This is a genomic window from Salmonella enterica subsp. diarizonae, from assembly GCF_008692785.1.
GTDB lineage: Bacteria > Pseudomonadota > Gammaproteobacteria > Enterobacterales > Enterobacteriaceae > Salmonella > Salmonella diarizonae.
Genome location: NZ_VXJV01000001.1, coordinates 24,871 through 41,768 on the forward strand (window position 1 = coordinate 24,871; position 16,898 = coordinate 41,768).

A 16,898-nucleotide genomic window follows, 5' to 3' on the forward strand; every position below is an offset into this window, starting at 1 on the left:
GTATGAAGCTGGTCAATATTCATATCTAATTAATGTGCCGAAAATATATTCTCTGCGTCTGGTACTTATCAAGAACAATAAATACCACATTTCATTAAGAATATATTCTTTGTTTTTAAAAAAGGTTTGTAGCCTAATAACGCAACATTTCAAATGATTTTTTTAAAATTTATTATCGTTGAATACCTTCACAAAAGGTATTGCTTTTATGTTAAAAAACAAAAACAAGAAAAAATAAAAAGTGATTATAAAACATAAACATAAATAAAAAATTATCTTTAGTTGTTAGCCTACCCTCCCCGCCTTAACACAAACTTCGTTATATTTCATACGCACTAACATTTCTATCAATAGATCTTAATTTGCAGAAAAGTTTTTTTCTGACTATATCATCTAATACGAAAGCACTAGTCAGGCACAAAAAACAAAGGGTTATTCGGCGAGAAAACTACACCTTCACCTACGCTCATAAAAAAGAATATGGCTACGGAAATTCATCTCTCACGGTGAACGGGAAGGCTCGTCTACGCATTTTGCCCTAAACGTCGTGCCCGTTAATTAATACACAGAGCAAATCCATCAGGAGCTAATTTATGCGTCTACTCGCCGTGGTTTCGAAATTGACTGGCGTCTCCACGACTGTGGAATCCTCAGCGGTCACTCTTAACGCGCCTTCAATTGTTAAATTATCAGTGGCCCGGGATGAAATTAGTCAACTTACGCGCATTAATCAGGATCTGGTGGTGACGCTCCATTCCGGCGAAACGATCACGATTAAAAACTTTTACGTTACCAACGATCTGGGCGCAAGCCAGTTGGTACTGGCGGAAAACGATGGCACGTTATGGTGGGTGGAAAATCCGCAAGCGGGGCTACATTTCGAACAAATCGCTGATATTAATGAGCTGCTGGTCACTTCTGGCGCTTCCCATGAAGCAGGAGGCGCCGTTTGGCCGTGGGTACTGGCTGGCGCGGTGGCGGCTGGCGGCATTGCCGCTATCGCGTCTTCCGGCGGCGGCGATTCTCATCATCATTCGGATGGCGATAATCCGCCCCCCGATAACACCAATCCTGACGGTAATCCCCCTGATAACAGCAATCCCGGCGGCAGTAACCCCAACGGCAATAATCCAGGTAGCAGTAATCCTGTAGATACTACGCCGCCTCTCGCTCCCAGCGAATTATTGATTTCAGCGGACGGAAAAACGGTGAGCGGCGAGGCCGAAGCGGGCAGTACCATTACGATCAAAGATCCTTCAGGCAACGTCGTTGGCGAGGGCAAAGCGGATAGCGACGGTAAATTTAGTATTGATCTGACCGCGCCACAGCTTAGCGGCGAACAACTTACCGTGACCGCTACTGACGATGCCGGCAATACAGGCCCATCCGCAACCATCGATGCGCCCAACATTCCTCTCCCCGATACACCTGTTATCACCGCCGCTATCGACGATGCCGCTCCACTCACCGGCACGCTGAGCAATAACCAGTTTACGAACGATAATACCCCCACTCTGGAGGGAACCGGCAGCGCAGGCGCAGTCATCCATATTTACGCCAATGGTCAGGAAATAGGCTCAACAACGGTTGATACCAGCGGAAGCTGGCGTTTTGCCATTCCCGGCGCGCTAGCGGACGGAGAAAATCGTTTCACCGCCATTGCAACTAATGTTAAAGGCGAAAGTAGCGAATCAGCCAGCTTTACGCTGACTATCGACACACTCAGCCCCGATGCCCCAATCGTTGAACTGATTGCCGATAACACCGGTTTGCTCACCGGGCCGCTACAGAATAATGACCGAACTGACGAGGCAAAACCGCTATTTTCCGGGCAGGGAGAGGCAGGCAATACCATCACGATAAAAGAAGGATCAACCGTTATCGGCAGCGCTATCGTAGACGAAAATGGACGCTGGACCTTTACGCCGACTACGCCGTTAAGCGATGGCGAACATACCTTTACCGTCGAACAGATCGACAAAGCCGGAAACGTGAGCAACGTGACCACAACGCCTACTATCATTGTGGACACTACGCCGCCTGACGCCGCTACCATTGATAATGTCGCGAAAGACGGCACAACCGTTAGCGGTACCGCTGAAGCTGGCAGTACCGTGTCGATCTATGACCCGGCGGGAAATTACCTGGGCTCCACGATTACCGGAGAAAATAACCAATTCAGCATCACGCTGAATCCGGCCCAGACCCACGGCGAGCGCCTGGAAGCGCGTATTCAGGACGCCGTCGGTAACATCGGCCCCGCCACAGAATTTACCGCTTCTGATTCACAGTATCCTGCCCAACCGATTATCCTTACCGTGACGGATGACGCTGGCACCGTTACCGGGCTGTTGAAAAATGGCGATGCCACGGATGATAACCGTCCAACCCTCAGCGGTACTGCCGAACCAGGCAGTACGATATCGATTAACGATAACGGCTTTCCTGTACCGACCCTTCCGCCCATTGTCGCTGATGCTGACGGCAAATGGAGCTTTACCCCCTCGCTTGCGCTTCCCGATGGCGACCATGTCTTCACCGCTACCGCGACAAACGATCGCGGCACCAGCGGGCAGTCCGTCTCCTTTACCATTGATATCGACACGCAGCCGCCAGTGCTGGAAAACCTGGCGGTTAGCGACGTCGGCGACAGACTCACCGGCACCACGGAAGCTGGCAGCACGGTGGTTATCAAAGACAGCCAGGGAAATACGCTCGGTAGAGGAACGGCAGGCGACGACGGCACCTTCTCAATAGGTATTAGCCCGGCGAAAATTAACGGTGAAACATTAAGCATTAGCGTTACCGATAAAGCCGCGAATAGCGGTCCGGTAGAAACTCTGAGCGCACCGGATAAAACTGCGCCTGCAGCACCGGACGGCCTTATTGTGGCGACCGACGGTCTGTCCGTAAGCGGTCAGGCGGAAGCCGGGGCAACGGTCACTATCCGCGACAGTAGCAATACCATACTTGGCAGCGCCGTCGCTAACGGCAGTGGACAATTTATCGTTCAGCTGAATACGGCGCAAACTAACGGCCAGGCGCTTATCGCTACCGCCACCGATATAGCGAACAACGAAAGCGCCGCCGCGACGGTCATCGCGCCGGACAGTACCGCGCCGGAAATGCCGAAAAACGTGGTAATTAGTGAGGATGGCGCCAGTATCAGCGGCACCGCCGAACCGGGTAGCTCCATTACGATCACCACGCCGGACGGCACGCCGCTCGGTAGCGGAAAAGTAGATAGCGAAGGTCATTTTACCCTTCCCCTCGTCCCCGCACAGACGAACGGCGAACAGGTTACCGTCACCGCCACCGACAACGCCAACAACGTCAGCCCGCCAACCACAGCGCAAGCGCCAGATATCACCGCCCCGGATAAGCCCATTATCACTCAGGTGCTGGACGATGTTGAAAGTATTACCGGGCCACTGGTTAACGGACAAACCACCAACGACAACCGCCCCACCCTTAGCGGTACGGCGGAGGCTGGCGCGCGCGTCGAAGTCTTTGATAACGGCGTTTCGCTGGGACTCGCCACGCTACAGCCCAACGGCGGCTGGACGTTTACGCCGTCGCAAAATTTAGGCGAAGGCGCGCATCGACTAACCGTAATCGCAACCGACGCTAAAGGCAATGCAAGTCCAGCCGCTTCATTCGACCTGGTGGTCGATACGCAATCGCCGCAGCAGCCGGTAATCACCTTCATTACAGATGATGCGCCGGGTATTCTCGGTAGCGTCGCGCATCTGGGGCTCACTAACGACAGCACGCCAACGATTAACGGTACAGGTGAACCGGGCTCCACAGTACACCTGTATCAGAACGGTACCCGGATGGCCGATATTATCGTCGGTAATTCCGGCGTCTGGAGCTACGCCTACACCACTGCCTCGCCACTGGCGGACAACACCTACACCTTTACCGTGACGGCCAGCGACAGTAACGGCAACACCACGCCTTTTTCCGCCGATTTTACGATTACCATTGATACTCAGGCCCCTGCCGCACCCGGCGTTATCGGCGTGGCTGACGGCGACGGAAATACGATTGATACCAATCAGATTACCCAGGAATCCCGGCCCCGGTTGAGCGGTAGCGGCACCGCAGGCGACACAATCATCCTTTACGATAACGGCAATGCTATAGGTCAGGCGTTGGTCGGCGCGGACGGTCGCTGGCAGTTTACACCGCCTGCCGCGCTGGGCGACGGCACCCACCTTCTGACTGCTCGCGCCAACGATCCGGCGGGGAACGAAAGCCCCGAATCCATCAGCTTTACCCTACGCGTAGATACCCAGGTACCGGATGCGCCGCAGATCGTGTCAGCCGCTATCGCAGGCGGAGAAGGCGAGGTGTTGCTGGCAAACGGCAGTATTACCAATCAGCGTATGCCGACCCTCAGCGGCACCGGCGAACCCGGCGCCATCATCACCCTGTACAACAACGGGGCTGTACTGGATACCGTCCAGGTCAATCCACAGGGTAGCTGGACCTATCCGCTAACCAGTAATCTTAGCGAAGGGTTAAACGTACTGACGGCCACTGCCACGGATGCCGCGGGCAATAGTAGCCCGACCTCCGGTGTCTTCTCCGTCACGCTTGATACCCTGCCTCCAGCGCAGCCTGACGCGCCGCTGATCAGTGATAACGTCGCGCCGGTTATCGGCAACATCGGCAATAATGGTGCAACGAACGACACCACGCCGACCTTCAGCGGCACGGGAGAGATCGGCAGCACGATTATTCTCTACAATAATGGCAGTGAAATTGGCCGCACAACGGTAAGCGATAACGGAAGCTGGAACTTTACGCCTGCGGCACTGACGCCAGGAACCTATATCATTACCGTCACGGAAACCGATGTAGCGGGCAATATCAGTCCACCTTCCGCCTCAGTCACTTTTGCGGTAGACACGACTGCGCCCGCAAATCCGGTTATCACTTTTGCCGAAGATAACGTCGGCGATGTACAGGATAATATTGTCAGCGGCGCAACCACTGACGACAATACGCCAGTCATTCACGGCACTGGCGACATCGGCAGCGTAATTACGCTCTATAACGGCAGCAGCGTTTTAGGCGTCGTCACCGTCGATGAGACCGGCACCTGGACGCTGCCGGTGACCAGCGCGTTGCCGGATGGCGTCTACACCCTGACCGCCATTGCCGCCGATGCCGCCGGAAACAGCAGCGGCGTATCGAACAGCTTTACCTTCACCATCGATACCGTACCGTTGCAGCCGCCCGTCGTTAACGAAATCCTCGACGATGTTGCGCCAGTGACCGGGCCATTAACCGATGGCGCCTTTACTAACGATCGGACGCTGACTATCAACGGCAGCGGCGAAAACGGCAGCATCGTCACGATTTACGACAATGGCGCAGAAATCGGTACGGCGCTTGTTATCGACGGAAACTGGACATTCAATACGCCAGTATTGTCAGAAGCCAGTCATGCGCTAACCTTCAGCGCGACTGACGGCGCTGGAAATACCACGGCGCAAACCCAGCCGATCACCATTACCGTGGACGTCACCGCCCCGCCCGCGCCAACAGTCCAGACGGTGGCTGACGATGGTACGCGCGTCGCCGGACTTGCCGATCCTTACGCGACCGTTGAAATTCGTAATGCCGATGGCACCCTGGTCGGCAGCGCTGTCGCTAATAGCACTGGTGAATTCGCCGTCACGCTCAGTCCGGCGCAAACCGATGGCGGTACGCTAACGGCGATCGCTATCGATCGCGCGGGGAATAACGGCCCTGCTGCGGATTTCCTCGCCTCCGACAGCGGTCTGCCCACCGTCCCGACCATCACTGCGATTGAAGATAATGTCGGGAGCGTACAGGGGAATATTGCGGCGGGCGGCGCCACGGACGACACCACGCCGACGCTGCGCGGAACCACCGATATCGGCTCTATCGTTGAAGTCTTCATTGATGGCGATTCGGCAGGCTTTGCCACCGTTGACGCCAGCGGGAACTGGATCTTTGAGATCGCTACGCCATTAAGCGAAAGCGCACATAACTTCACCGTCCAGGCAACCAATGCGCAGGGCCAGGGCGGCCTGTCCGCACCGGTCGGGATCACTATCGATCTTAGCGCGCCGGCGCAACCGGTTATTACCAGCGCAACGGATGATGTCCCCGGCGTGATCGGTACGCTGGTTAACGGCGCGCTCACCAATGATTCACGCCCGACGCTCAACGGGACGGGAGAAGCTGGCGCCACGATCCGCATTCTGGATAACGGCGTAGAAATCGGTTCCGCCACGGTAGATCAAAGCGGTAACTGGCGCTTCACCCCGAACGCGCCGCTGGAGAGCAACACCCATCTATTCACCGCCGTGGCGACCGATCCCGCCGGCAATAGCGGCCAGCCTTCTGATGGCTTTACGCTGAATATTGATGCGCAGGCGCCAGATGTACCGGTTATCACCTCCGTGATTGACGATAACAATCAACCAACCGTCCCGGTGTTACCGGGGCAATCAACCGACGATCGGCAGCCAATACTGAACGGAACTGGCGAACCTGGCGCGACAATCACCATTTTTGACAACGGTACGCCGCTTGGCACAGCTCTGGTAGGCGAAAACGGTAGCTGGACCTTCCCGGTGTCCGGCAATTTGTCAGAGGGAAGCCATAATCTGACGGTTAGCGCTACCGATCCGGCGGGCAATACCAGCGCTGTCTCCGCGCCGTGGACGATCGTGGTCGATATTACGCCTCCCGCGAGCCCGGTTCTCACCTCCGTCGTGGATGACCAGCCCGGCATTACCGGCAACCTGGTCAGCGGGCAGCTAACGAACGATGCGACGCCCACCCTGAACGGGCGCGGAGAGGCTGGCGCGACGATTAATGTCTATCTTGACGGTAATCCAACGTCCATCGGTACAACGACGGTGAATAGCGACGGCACGTGGAGTTTCACACCGCAGACGCCGCTTGCAAACGGCAACCACACGCTCACCCTTAGCGCCACCGATCCGGCGGGTAATAGCAGCGCGGTGTCCAGCGGATTTGTGCTGACGATTGACGCTACACCGCCCGCCGCGCCGGTTATCGCCAGCGTGGCAGACAATACGGCACCGGTAACGGGCATCGTCCCCAATGGCGGCTCGACGAACGAAACCCGACCGACGCTCTCGGGTACCGGTGAGGCGGGTGCAACCATCTCGATTTATAATGGCAGCGCGCTGGTCGGCACGGCGCAAGTTCAGTCCAACGGTAGCTGGAGCTTTACACCGTCTACCTCCCTGGGTGCGGGTGTCTGGAACCTGACGGCGACAGCAACCGATGCGGCCGGCAATACCAGCGCCGCGTCCGAAACACGCTCGTTCACTATTGATACCACGGCTCCCGCCGCGCCTGTTATTGACACGGTTTACGACGGTACGGGACCCATTACCGGCAATCTGAGTTCAGGGCAGATCACCGACGAGGCGCGCCCTGTCATTAGCGGCACCCGTGAAGCCAACACAACTATTCGTCTCTACGATAACGGCACGCTGCTGGCTGAAATTCCCGCCGACAATAGCAGTAGTTGGCGCTACACGCCCAACGCCTCTCTGGCGACGGGAAACCATGTAATTACCGTCATTGCTGTTGATGCCGCAGGCAACGCCAGCCCCGTTTCGGACAGCGTTAATTTCGTCGTCGATACCACGCCGCCGCTGGCGCCGGTAATCACGTCAGTCAGTGACGATCAGGCGCCAGGCCTCGGCACAATCGCGAACGGCCAAAGTACCAACGATCCTACGCCAATCTTCAGCGGCACCGCAGAAGCCGGCGCCACGATCACGCTCTATGAAAATGGTACGGTCATTGGCACGACAACGGCTCAGCCTGGCGGCGCATGGAGCGTCTCCACCTCAACGCTGGCAAGCGGAACGCACGTCATCACCGCCGTCGCCACCGATGCCGCCGGAAACAACAGCCCGAACAGTACAGCCTTCACCCTGACGGTCGATACCACCGCGCCGCAGACGCCGATCCTGACGTCCGTGGTGGATGACGTAGCGGGTGGGGTAACAGGAAATCTCGCTAATGGTCAGATAACCAATGATAACCGCCCTACTCTGAACGGTACTGCCGAAGCGGGCAGCGTGGTCAGTATTTATGACGGCGGCACTCTGCTTGGCGTTACCTCGGCTAACGCGGACGGCGCGTGGAGCTTCACGCCGACTACAGGGTTAAGCGACGGCACGCGTACGTTAACAGTGACCGCCACCGACCCGGCAGGCAATATTAGCCCGGCAACCAGCGATTTTACTATAGTGGTCGATACCCTTGCGCCAACGGTTCCGCTTATAACCAGCATCGTTGATGATGTACCGAACAATACCGGCGCCATTGGCAATGGACAATCGACCAATGACACACAGCCGACGCTCAACGGTACCGCGGAAGCCAACAGCGCGGTAAGTATCTTCGATAATGGCGCGCTGGTCGCGACCGTGAACGCCAATGCCAGCGGCAACTGGAGCTGGACGCCAACCGCCGCGCTCGGCCAGGGAAGTCACGCCTATCGCGTTAGCGCTGCCGATGCGGCTGGCAACGTTAGCGCCGCTTCGCCATCGACAACGATTATCGTGGATACCATTGCGCCCGGCGCGCCCGGCAACCTGGTCATCAATGCTATCGGTAATCGCGTGACGGGCACCGCGGAAGCGGGTAGTACGGTGACAATTACCTCTGATACTGGTGTGGTACTGGGAACCGCCATCGCCGACGGTACAGGCAGCTTCACCGCCACACTCACGCCCGCGCAGACCAACGGTCAGCCGCTGCTGGCATTTGCCCAGGATAAAGCAGGCAACACGGGTATTGCCGCCGGATTTACCGCGCCCGATACGCGCGTACCGGAAGCGCCGATCATCACCAACGTAGTGGATGATGTGGGTATTTATACCGGCGCTATCGCTAATGGTCAGGTCACTAATGACGCACAACCCACATTGAATGGTACCGCTCAGGCGGGCGCCACGGTGAATATTTATAACAACGGGGCGCTGCTCGGCACCACCACGGCGAACGCCAGCGGAAACTGGAGCTTTACCCCGACAGGCAATTTGACCGAAGGCAGCCACGCCTTCACCGCCACCGCGACTAACGCCAACGGAACAGGCAGCGTCTCCACCGCCGCGACGGTGATTGTCGATACGCTGGCGCCCGGAACACCGTCAGGTACGCTCAGCACCGATGGCGGTTCACTTTCCGGACTGGCAGAGGCAAACAGCATAGTAACCGTCACGCTGGCGGGCGGCGTGACGCTCACCACCACCGCCGGCAGCAACGGCGCATGGTCTCTTACCTTGCCGACAAAACAAATTGAAGGTCAACTCATTAACGTGACGGCGACTGACGCTGCGGGTAACGCCTCCGGCACGTTAGGCATTACCGCGCCGGTTCTGCCGCTGGCGGCAAGGGATAATATCACCAGCCTTGATCTGACCTCTACCGCCACTACCAGTACGCAAAACTATTCGGATTACGGCCTGCTGCTGGTTGGCGCGCTTGGCAATGTCGCCTCGGTTCTGGGTAACGATACCGCTCAGGTTGAGTTCACCATTGCTGAAGGTGGTACGGGAGACGTAACCATCGATGCCGCCGCAACGGGAATCGTGCTTTCGCTTCTCAGCACTCAGGAGATTGTGGTACAGCGCTACGACACCAGCCTCGGCGCCTGGACGACGATCGTCAACACCGCCGTTGGCGACTTCGCGAACTTGCTTACCCTGACCGGGAGCGGCGTCACCCTGAACCTGAGCGGACTGAGCGAAGGCCAGTACCGGGTACTCACTTATAACACCAGTCTGCTCGCCACCGGGTCGTATACCAGCCTGGATGTCGATGTACACCAGACCAGCGCGGGTATTATTAGCGGGCCAACGAGTAGTACCGGCAACGTCATGGCCGATGATACCGCACCGACGGGCACTACGGTCACCGCCATCACCAACGCCAACGGCGTCAGTACGCTGGTCGGCGCGGGCGGCGTGGATATTCAGGGGCAATACGGCACGCTGCACATTAATCAGGATGGCAGTTACACCTACACTCTGACTAACCCTACGGCAGGATATGGACATAAAGAGAGCTTCACCTACACCATCACCCAGAATGGCGTCGGTAGCAGCGCCGCGCAATTGGTTATCAATCTGGGTCCCGCGCCTGTAGCGAGCAGCGTGGTGGCGACAGACAATAACGCCTCTCTGGTCTTTGATACCCACGTTAGCTACGTCAACAACGGTCCCTCGACACAAAGCGGCGTCACGGTATTAAGCGTCGGACTTGGTAATGTACTGAACGCGAATCTGCTTGATGATATGGCTAATCCGATCATCTTTAACGTTGAAGAAGGCGCTACGCGAACCATGACGTTACAGGGAACCGTCGGTGGCGTCTCACTGGTCTCCACGTTCGATCTGTACGTTTATCGCTTCAACGATGCCATTCAGCAATATGAGCAGTTCCGGGTGCAAAAGGGCTGGATTAACACCCTGCTGTTAGCCGGACAGTCCCAGCCGCTGACCCTGACGTTGCCTGGCGGCGAATACCTGTTCGTGCTGAATACCGCCAGCGGCATTAGCGTCCTCACTGGCTATACGTTGGCGATTTCCCAGGATCACACCTATGCCGTTGACAGTATCACCGCCAACACCACCGGCAACGTGCTGACCAATGATGTCGCCCCTTCCAACGCCCTCCTCACTGAAGTGAACGGCGTGGCGATTTCTGCGACCGGCACGACGGAGGTAAACGGGCTGTATGGCACGCTCACCATTGACGCAAGAGGCAACTATACCTACACGTTGAAGAACGGTGTCGGCGCCGACAGCATTAAAACGCCGGACAGCTTTATTTATACGGTCAAAGCGCCAAACGGCGATACCGATACGGCCTCGCTCAATATCACGCCAACCGCCAGGGCGCTGGATGCGATTAATGATGTCAGCGATACCCTTAGCGTCGCCACGCTTCAGGACACCGCCGCCTGGCTGGACGCCAGCGTCGGCAGCGCCAGTTGGGGACTACTCGGCAAATCGGGCAGCGGGAGCGGCACCTTTGACGTTGCAACGGGGACCGTGCTTAAAGGCGCATCACTGGTCTTTGATGTCTCCACGCTCATTACGCTGGGCAATCTGAATATTAGCTGGGCCATTCAGGAGAACGGGACCGTCATACGCAACGGAACCGTTCCGGTGGCGAATATCACGCTGGGTGGCGCGACGGTGACCGTCAACCTGAGCGGCCTGGAGCTGGATGCAGGAACGTACACGCTTAACTTCACTGGCACCAATACCCTGGCCGGGGCGGCGACGATCACACCACGCGTCATCGGCACCACCGTCGATCTGGATAATTTTGAAACGTCCGGAACGCATACCGTTCTCGGCAATATTTTTGACGGCAGCGATGCGGCGGGGGCGATGGATCAGCTTAATACGGTGAATACCCGCCTGAGCATTAGCGGGTATAACGGCAGCGCCGCTACGCTGGACGCCGCAGCGAATACCACCAGCGCTACAATTCAGGGACATTACGGCACATTGCAAATTAACCTCGATGGCGCCTACACCTACACCCTGAATAATGGCGTCGCGATGTCGTCCATCACCAGTAAAGAGGTCTTTACCTATCAACTGGATGACAAGATGGGTCATACGGATAGCGCCACATTGACCATTGATATGGCACCGCAAATCGTCAGTACCAACCAAAACGATGTTCTCATCGGCTCCGCCTATGGCGATACGCTGATTTACCACCTGTTAAACGGCGCGGACGCGACCGGCGGTAACGGCGCCGATCGCTGGCAAAACTTCTCCACCGCGCAGGGTGATAAGATCGATATTCACGAACTGCTGACCGGCTGGGATCACCAGGCGGCGATGCTGGGTAACTTTGTTCAGGTTCATACCAGCGGCGCCAATACGGTGATATCCGTCGATCGCGACGGTGCCGGCAGCGCGTTTAAATCAACTGACCTTGTCACTCTGGAGAATGTGCAGCTCACGCTAAATGATCTGTTGCAGAACAACCACCTGATCACCGGCGGTTGATGAAAAAAGCCCCGGACGCTACGACGTTCGGGGCAACAAGCTGTGATATTTAAAAGGGATAAACTATGGGAAAAGTCGCGCCTGTCGCCATCGTACTGGCATTTGCTTTGTTTCATCATCAGACCCGGGGCGCAGAAGTGCCGCCGATCATTACATCCGAAGGATTAGCAACGGACCAGATGCTTCCTTCGCTGGATGGCTCCGCCGCCGAGTTACCGCTCAGCGCCGCCGCGCCGGGCAACCTGACGCTCAATGACGCGGTCAATCGCGCCGTTAACTGGCATCCTTCTATTCGCGAAGCCGTCGGCAAACTGCTCGCACAGAATCAACAAATAGAGGTCGCCAGATCGAAATATTATCCGCAAGTCAGCGCTGGCGTGAACAATGGGTACAGCAACACCTACACCGATCACGGGTATAGCCCCTCGCTGGTGCTGTCGGTATCGCAAATGCTTTATGACTTCGGCAAAGTGGCAAGCCAGGTTCGCGCCGAAACCGCAGGCGCAGCGCAGCAACAGGCCAATGTGTTGCTCAGTATTGATACCGTCGCGCACGAAACCGCCAACGCCATTGTTCAAACGCAGAGCTGGCAGCAAATGGTAGAAGCGGCGGAAGAACAGCTCGTCGCGCTGGACGGCATCGGTAAACTTATCCGGCAGCGCAGCGATGAAGGCGCCACGTCGCTATCTGACGTAGTGCAAACCGAAGCCAGAATCGAATCCGCCCGCTCGCAACTGGCGCAGTATCAGGCCAATCTCGACAGTGCGAAAGCATCACTGATGAGCTGGCTGGGCTGGAATTCGCTTAATGGCATCAATAATGACTTCCCGGCAAAACTCGCTCGCAGCTGTGAGACGTCGACTCCCGACGATCGGCTGGTGCCCGCGGTACTGGCCGCCTGGGCGCAGGCCAACGTTGCGCGGGCGAATCTGGAATATGCCAACGCGCAAATGACGCCGACGATTTCGCTCGAACCTTCCGTACAACATTATCTCAATGATAAATATCCCAGTCATGAAGTGCTCGATAAAACCCAGTATTCCACCTGGGTGAAAGTTGAGATGCCGCTTTACCAGGGCGGAGGGTTGACCGCCCGGCGCAACGCTGCCAGCCATGCGGTAGACGCGGCTCAATCGACCATTCAGCGCACCCGGCTTGATGTCCGCCAGAAACTGATGGAGGCGCGCAGCCAGGCAATGAGTCTTGCCAGCGCGTTACAAATCCTTCGTCGGCAACAGCAGCTTAGCGAACGCACGCGTGAACTGTATCAGCAGCAATACCTTGACCTCGGTTCGCGCCCACTGCTTGACGTGCTTAATGCGGAACAGGAAGTTTACCAGGCGCGCTTTGCCGAACTGCAAACGGAAAGCCAGTTGCATCAGTTGCAACTGAACTGTCTGTATAACACCGGCGCGCTTCGTCAGGCGTTCGCGTTAAATCATCGCAGTATTCAATCCGTGGAGATCCAGCCATGACCCGCGCCGCCCCCGATATAGAAGAGGTACTCAGTGAGCGCGCGCTGAGCCAATGGGCGCAGGCCATCAGCCATGTCGCCGGTCATTATCGCGTTGCCTGTTCTCCCGGTTCGATTCAGGCCAACGCCCCGTGGTTTAGGGGGAAAAGCAGAACGACCGCCTTAACGCAGCTCGCGCGGCAGGCGGGTTTATCCTTTCATGCGCCGGGCATAGACAAAACGGCATTTAGTCAGTGGCGATTGCCATTGGTTGTCGAGCTCCGGGACGGGCAGTTATTGGTCATCGAACATGTTGATGGCGAAGATGCGGTAGATGTTTTTGTGATCGAAGAAGAGGGTCAGCGTAACCGCCTGACGCTCAACGAGTTATTGCCGGAGATCCTCTATGTTGCCGCGCTACGCCCGCTATCGGCGCTCAAGGATAGCCGCGTCGACCGCTATATCTCCCGCTTTAAACCCGACTGGATGCGCGAGTTGGTTCTGCAGGATATCCGCCCTTATTTACCGGTAATGGTCGCCGCCTTTCTGATTAACGTGCTGTCGCTGGCCGGGATTGTCTTTTCTATGCAGGTTTACGATCGGGTGATCCCCGCACAGTCGTATCCTACCCTGTACGTTCTCTCCTTCGGCGTGCTGGTAGCGGTGTTGTTCGGTTTTCTTCTGCGTGAAGCGCGTACGCACATTATGGACGTGCTCGGTAAACGTGCCGATATGCGCATTTCCGATCGGGTATTCGGTCATGCGTTAAGGCTGCGCAACAGCGCTATCCCCCGTTCCACCGGCAGTTTTATCTCGCAGTTACGCGAACTGGAGCAGATCCGCGAGATGATCACCTCTTCAACGCTGGCGACCATTGTCGATCTGCCTTTCTTTTTCCTGTTTATGATAGTCCTGGCGATTATCGCCCCACCGCTGGCATGGATAGCGCCAGTGGCGGCTCTGCTGATGATCCTGCCGGGCGTCGCACTGCAAAAAAAACTGGCTGTCCTTGCCAACCAGGCCGCCCACGAAGCGACGCTACGCAATGCAGTCTTAGTTGAAAGCGTTCAGGGGCTGGAAGATATTAAACTGATGCAGGCGGAGAACCGCTTTCTCCAGCAGTGGAATAGCTATATCCGTATTACCGGTGAGTCGGGTCTACGCACCCGCAAACTCACGCAAGGGCTTATCAGTTGGGGGATGTCGGTACAAAGTCTGGTGTATGCCGCGGTGATTATGTTCGGCGCGCCGATGGTCATTGAAGGCAGTATGACTACCGGCGCGGTGGTCGCCGCGTCGATGCTCGGCTCGCGGATGATCGCGCCAATGGCCAACCTGTGCGGCGTGCTGGCGCGCTGGCAGCAGGTGAAAGCGGCGAAGATGGGTCTCGACAACATTATGCAACTGCCCACCGAGACACAGCATGACGATAGCCTGATACACCGCGACATCCTCCACGGGCATTACCTCTTTGAAAACGCTCAGTTTCGTTACCATAACGACGATCAACGCATACCGCTGCGCCTCGTGCGTCTGGAGATCATGCCAGGCGAGCGGATTGCGATACTAGGGCGTAACGGTGCGGGTAAATCCACACTTTTACAGGCGATGGCGGGTGGCCTGGAGATGATTCAGGGAGAGGCCCGGATTGATAATCTCAGCTTGCCGCACATCGATATGGCGGATTTGCGCCGCAACATCGGCTTTCTTAGCCAGAACGCGCGGCTTTTTTTCGGTAGCCTACGTGAGAACCTGACGCTCGGCGCGCCACACGCCAGCGATGAACAGATTTTTGACGCGCTCGAAGTCAGCGGCGGCGCCGTCTTCGTCAGACGGCTGGCAAAAGGGTTGGATCATCCCATTATGGAAGGCGGTAACGGCCTGTCCGGCGGGCAGCGTCAGTCCCTGTTGCTGGCGAGAATGCTGCTGCGCTCCCCCAATATTGTGCTACTTGACGAACCCAGCGCCTCGCTGGACGAACATACGGAACGAGAGTTTATTCAGCGGTTACATCAATGGCTTGGCAACCGTACCCTGATCGTCGCGACGCACCGGGTACCAATACTGGAGCTGGTTGAGCGTGTCGTTGTCCTGAAAGAAGGGCAACTGGTGATGGACGCGCCAAAAGCGCAGGCGCTTAACGCGGATCGGATGCAAAGTCACCGTAGGGAGTGGAAAAATGAAAATCAGTCAGCATGATGCCGCGATGGACGATCCCGATATTCAGCGTGAACGGGCGTTTTCCGGCGCGGGTCGTATTGTTCTGATCTGCTCACTGTTATTTCTCATTCTCGGCATCTGGGCGTGGTTTGGCCGGCTGGATGAGGTTTCCACTGGCAACGGGAAAGTGATCCCCAGTTCACGCGAACAGGTTCTGCAGTCGCTGGATGGCGGCATCCTGGCGCAATTGACGGTGCGGGAAGGCGACAGGGTCCAGGCTAACCAGATTGTCGCCAGGCTTGATCCTACGCGTCTGGCGTCCAATGTCGGCGAAAGTGCGGCAAAATATCGCGCTTCACTCGCCTCCAGCGCACGGTTAACCGCGGAAGTCAGCGACTTACCCCTCGCCTTCCCCGATGAGCTAAACGGCTGGCCGGATCTGATTGCCGCAGAGACGCGTCTCTATAAAAGCCGCCGTGCGCAACTGGCCGATACTGAAGCCGAACTACGGGATGCTCTGGTATCGGTTAATAAAGAGCTGGCCATTACCCAGCGGCTGGAAAAAAGCGGCGCGGCCAGTCATGTTGAAGTACTGCGACTGCAACGACAAAAAAGTGATTTAGGCTTAAAAATTACCGACCTGCGCTCACAATATTATGTACAGGCACGCGAAGCGTTGTCGAAAGCGAACGCCGAGGTCGATATGCTCTCCGCCATTTTAAAAGGACGCGAGGATTCCGTTACCCGCCTCACCGTACGTTCGCCGGTACGCGGTATTGTTAAGAATATCCAGGTCACGACGATTGGCGGCGTGATCCCGCCTAACGGCGAGATGATGGAGATAGTACCGGTAGACGATCATCTGCTGATTGAAACCCGTCTTTCGCCGCGTGATATCGCCTTTATTCATCCCGGTCAACGCGCATTGGTTAAAATCACCGCTTATGATTACGCCATTTACGGCGGGCTTGACGGCGTGGTGGAGACCATTTCACCGGACACCATTCAGGATAAGGTAAAGCCGGAAATTTTCTACTATCGTGTGTTTATCCGCACCCATCAGGACTATCTACAAAATAAAGTTGGACGCCGTTTTTCGATTGTTCCAGGCATGATCGCCACGGTGGATATCAAAACCGGTGAAAAAACCATCGTCGACTATTTAATCAAACCGTTTAATCGAGCGAAAGAAGCGCTGCGCGAGCGGTAAATCGTTG

General features: G+C 56.5%; 4 protein-coding genes. All 4 read left to right on the plus strand.

What is annotated here, in order from left to right:
* Nucleotides 1–593: 593 nt before the first annotated feature.
* The 4 genes from bapA (at nt 594) to F4V72_RS00160 (ending at nt 16,891) form a co-directional block, all read left to right on the plus strand.
* Entirely contained in the window at nt 594–12,068 is an 11,475-nt protein-coding gene (gene bapA, locus F4V72_RS00145) for a biofilm-associated protein BapA (protein ID WP_150342414.1), read from the plus strand.
* Nucleotides 12,069–12,133: 65 nt separating this feature from the next.
* The gene (locus F4V72_RS00150) at nt 12,134–13,543 is read left to right on the plus strand and encodes a TolC family outer membrane protein (RefSeq protein WP_053529740.1); all 1,410 of its coding nucleotides are present in this window, start codon (nt 12,134–12,136) and stop codon (nt 13,541–13,543) included.
* Entirely contained in the window at nt 13,540–15,720 is a 2,181-nt protein-coding gene (locus F4V72_RS00155; RefSeq protein ID WP_070801714.1) for a type I secretion system permease/ATPase, read from the plus strand. Before F4V72_RS00150 ends, F4V72_RS00155 begins: the two co-directional genes overlap by 4 nt.
* Before the next feature lie 7 nt (nt 15,721–15,727).
* Complete coding sequence (locus tag F4V72_RS00160; RefSeq protein WP_079836885.1) at nt 15,728–16,891, plus strand: HlyD family efflux transporter periplasmic adaptor subunit; 1,164 nt, start codon at nt 15,728–15,730, stop codon at nt 16,889–16,891.
* Nucleotides 16,892–16,898 lie beyond the last annotated feature (7 nt).

Coding starts and splice junctions, on each gene's coding strand:
- bapA (WP_150342414.1), top strand. CDS start 594: ATGCGTCTACTCGCCGTGGTTTCGAAATTGACTGGCGTCTCCACGACT.
- F4V72_RS00150 (WP_053529740.1), top strand. CDS start 12,134: ATGGGAAAAGTCGCGCCTGTCGCCATCGTACTGGCATTTGCTTTGTTT.
- F4V72_RS00155 (WP_070801714.1), top strand. CDS start 13,540: ATGACCCGCGCCGCCCCCGATATAGAAGAGGTACTCAGTGAGCGCGCG.
- F4V72_RS00160 (WP_079836885.1), top strand. CDS start 15,728: ATGGACGATCCCGATATTCAGCGTGAACGGGCGTTTTCCGGCGCGGGT.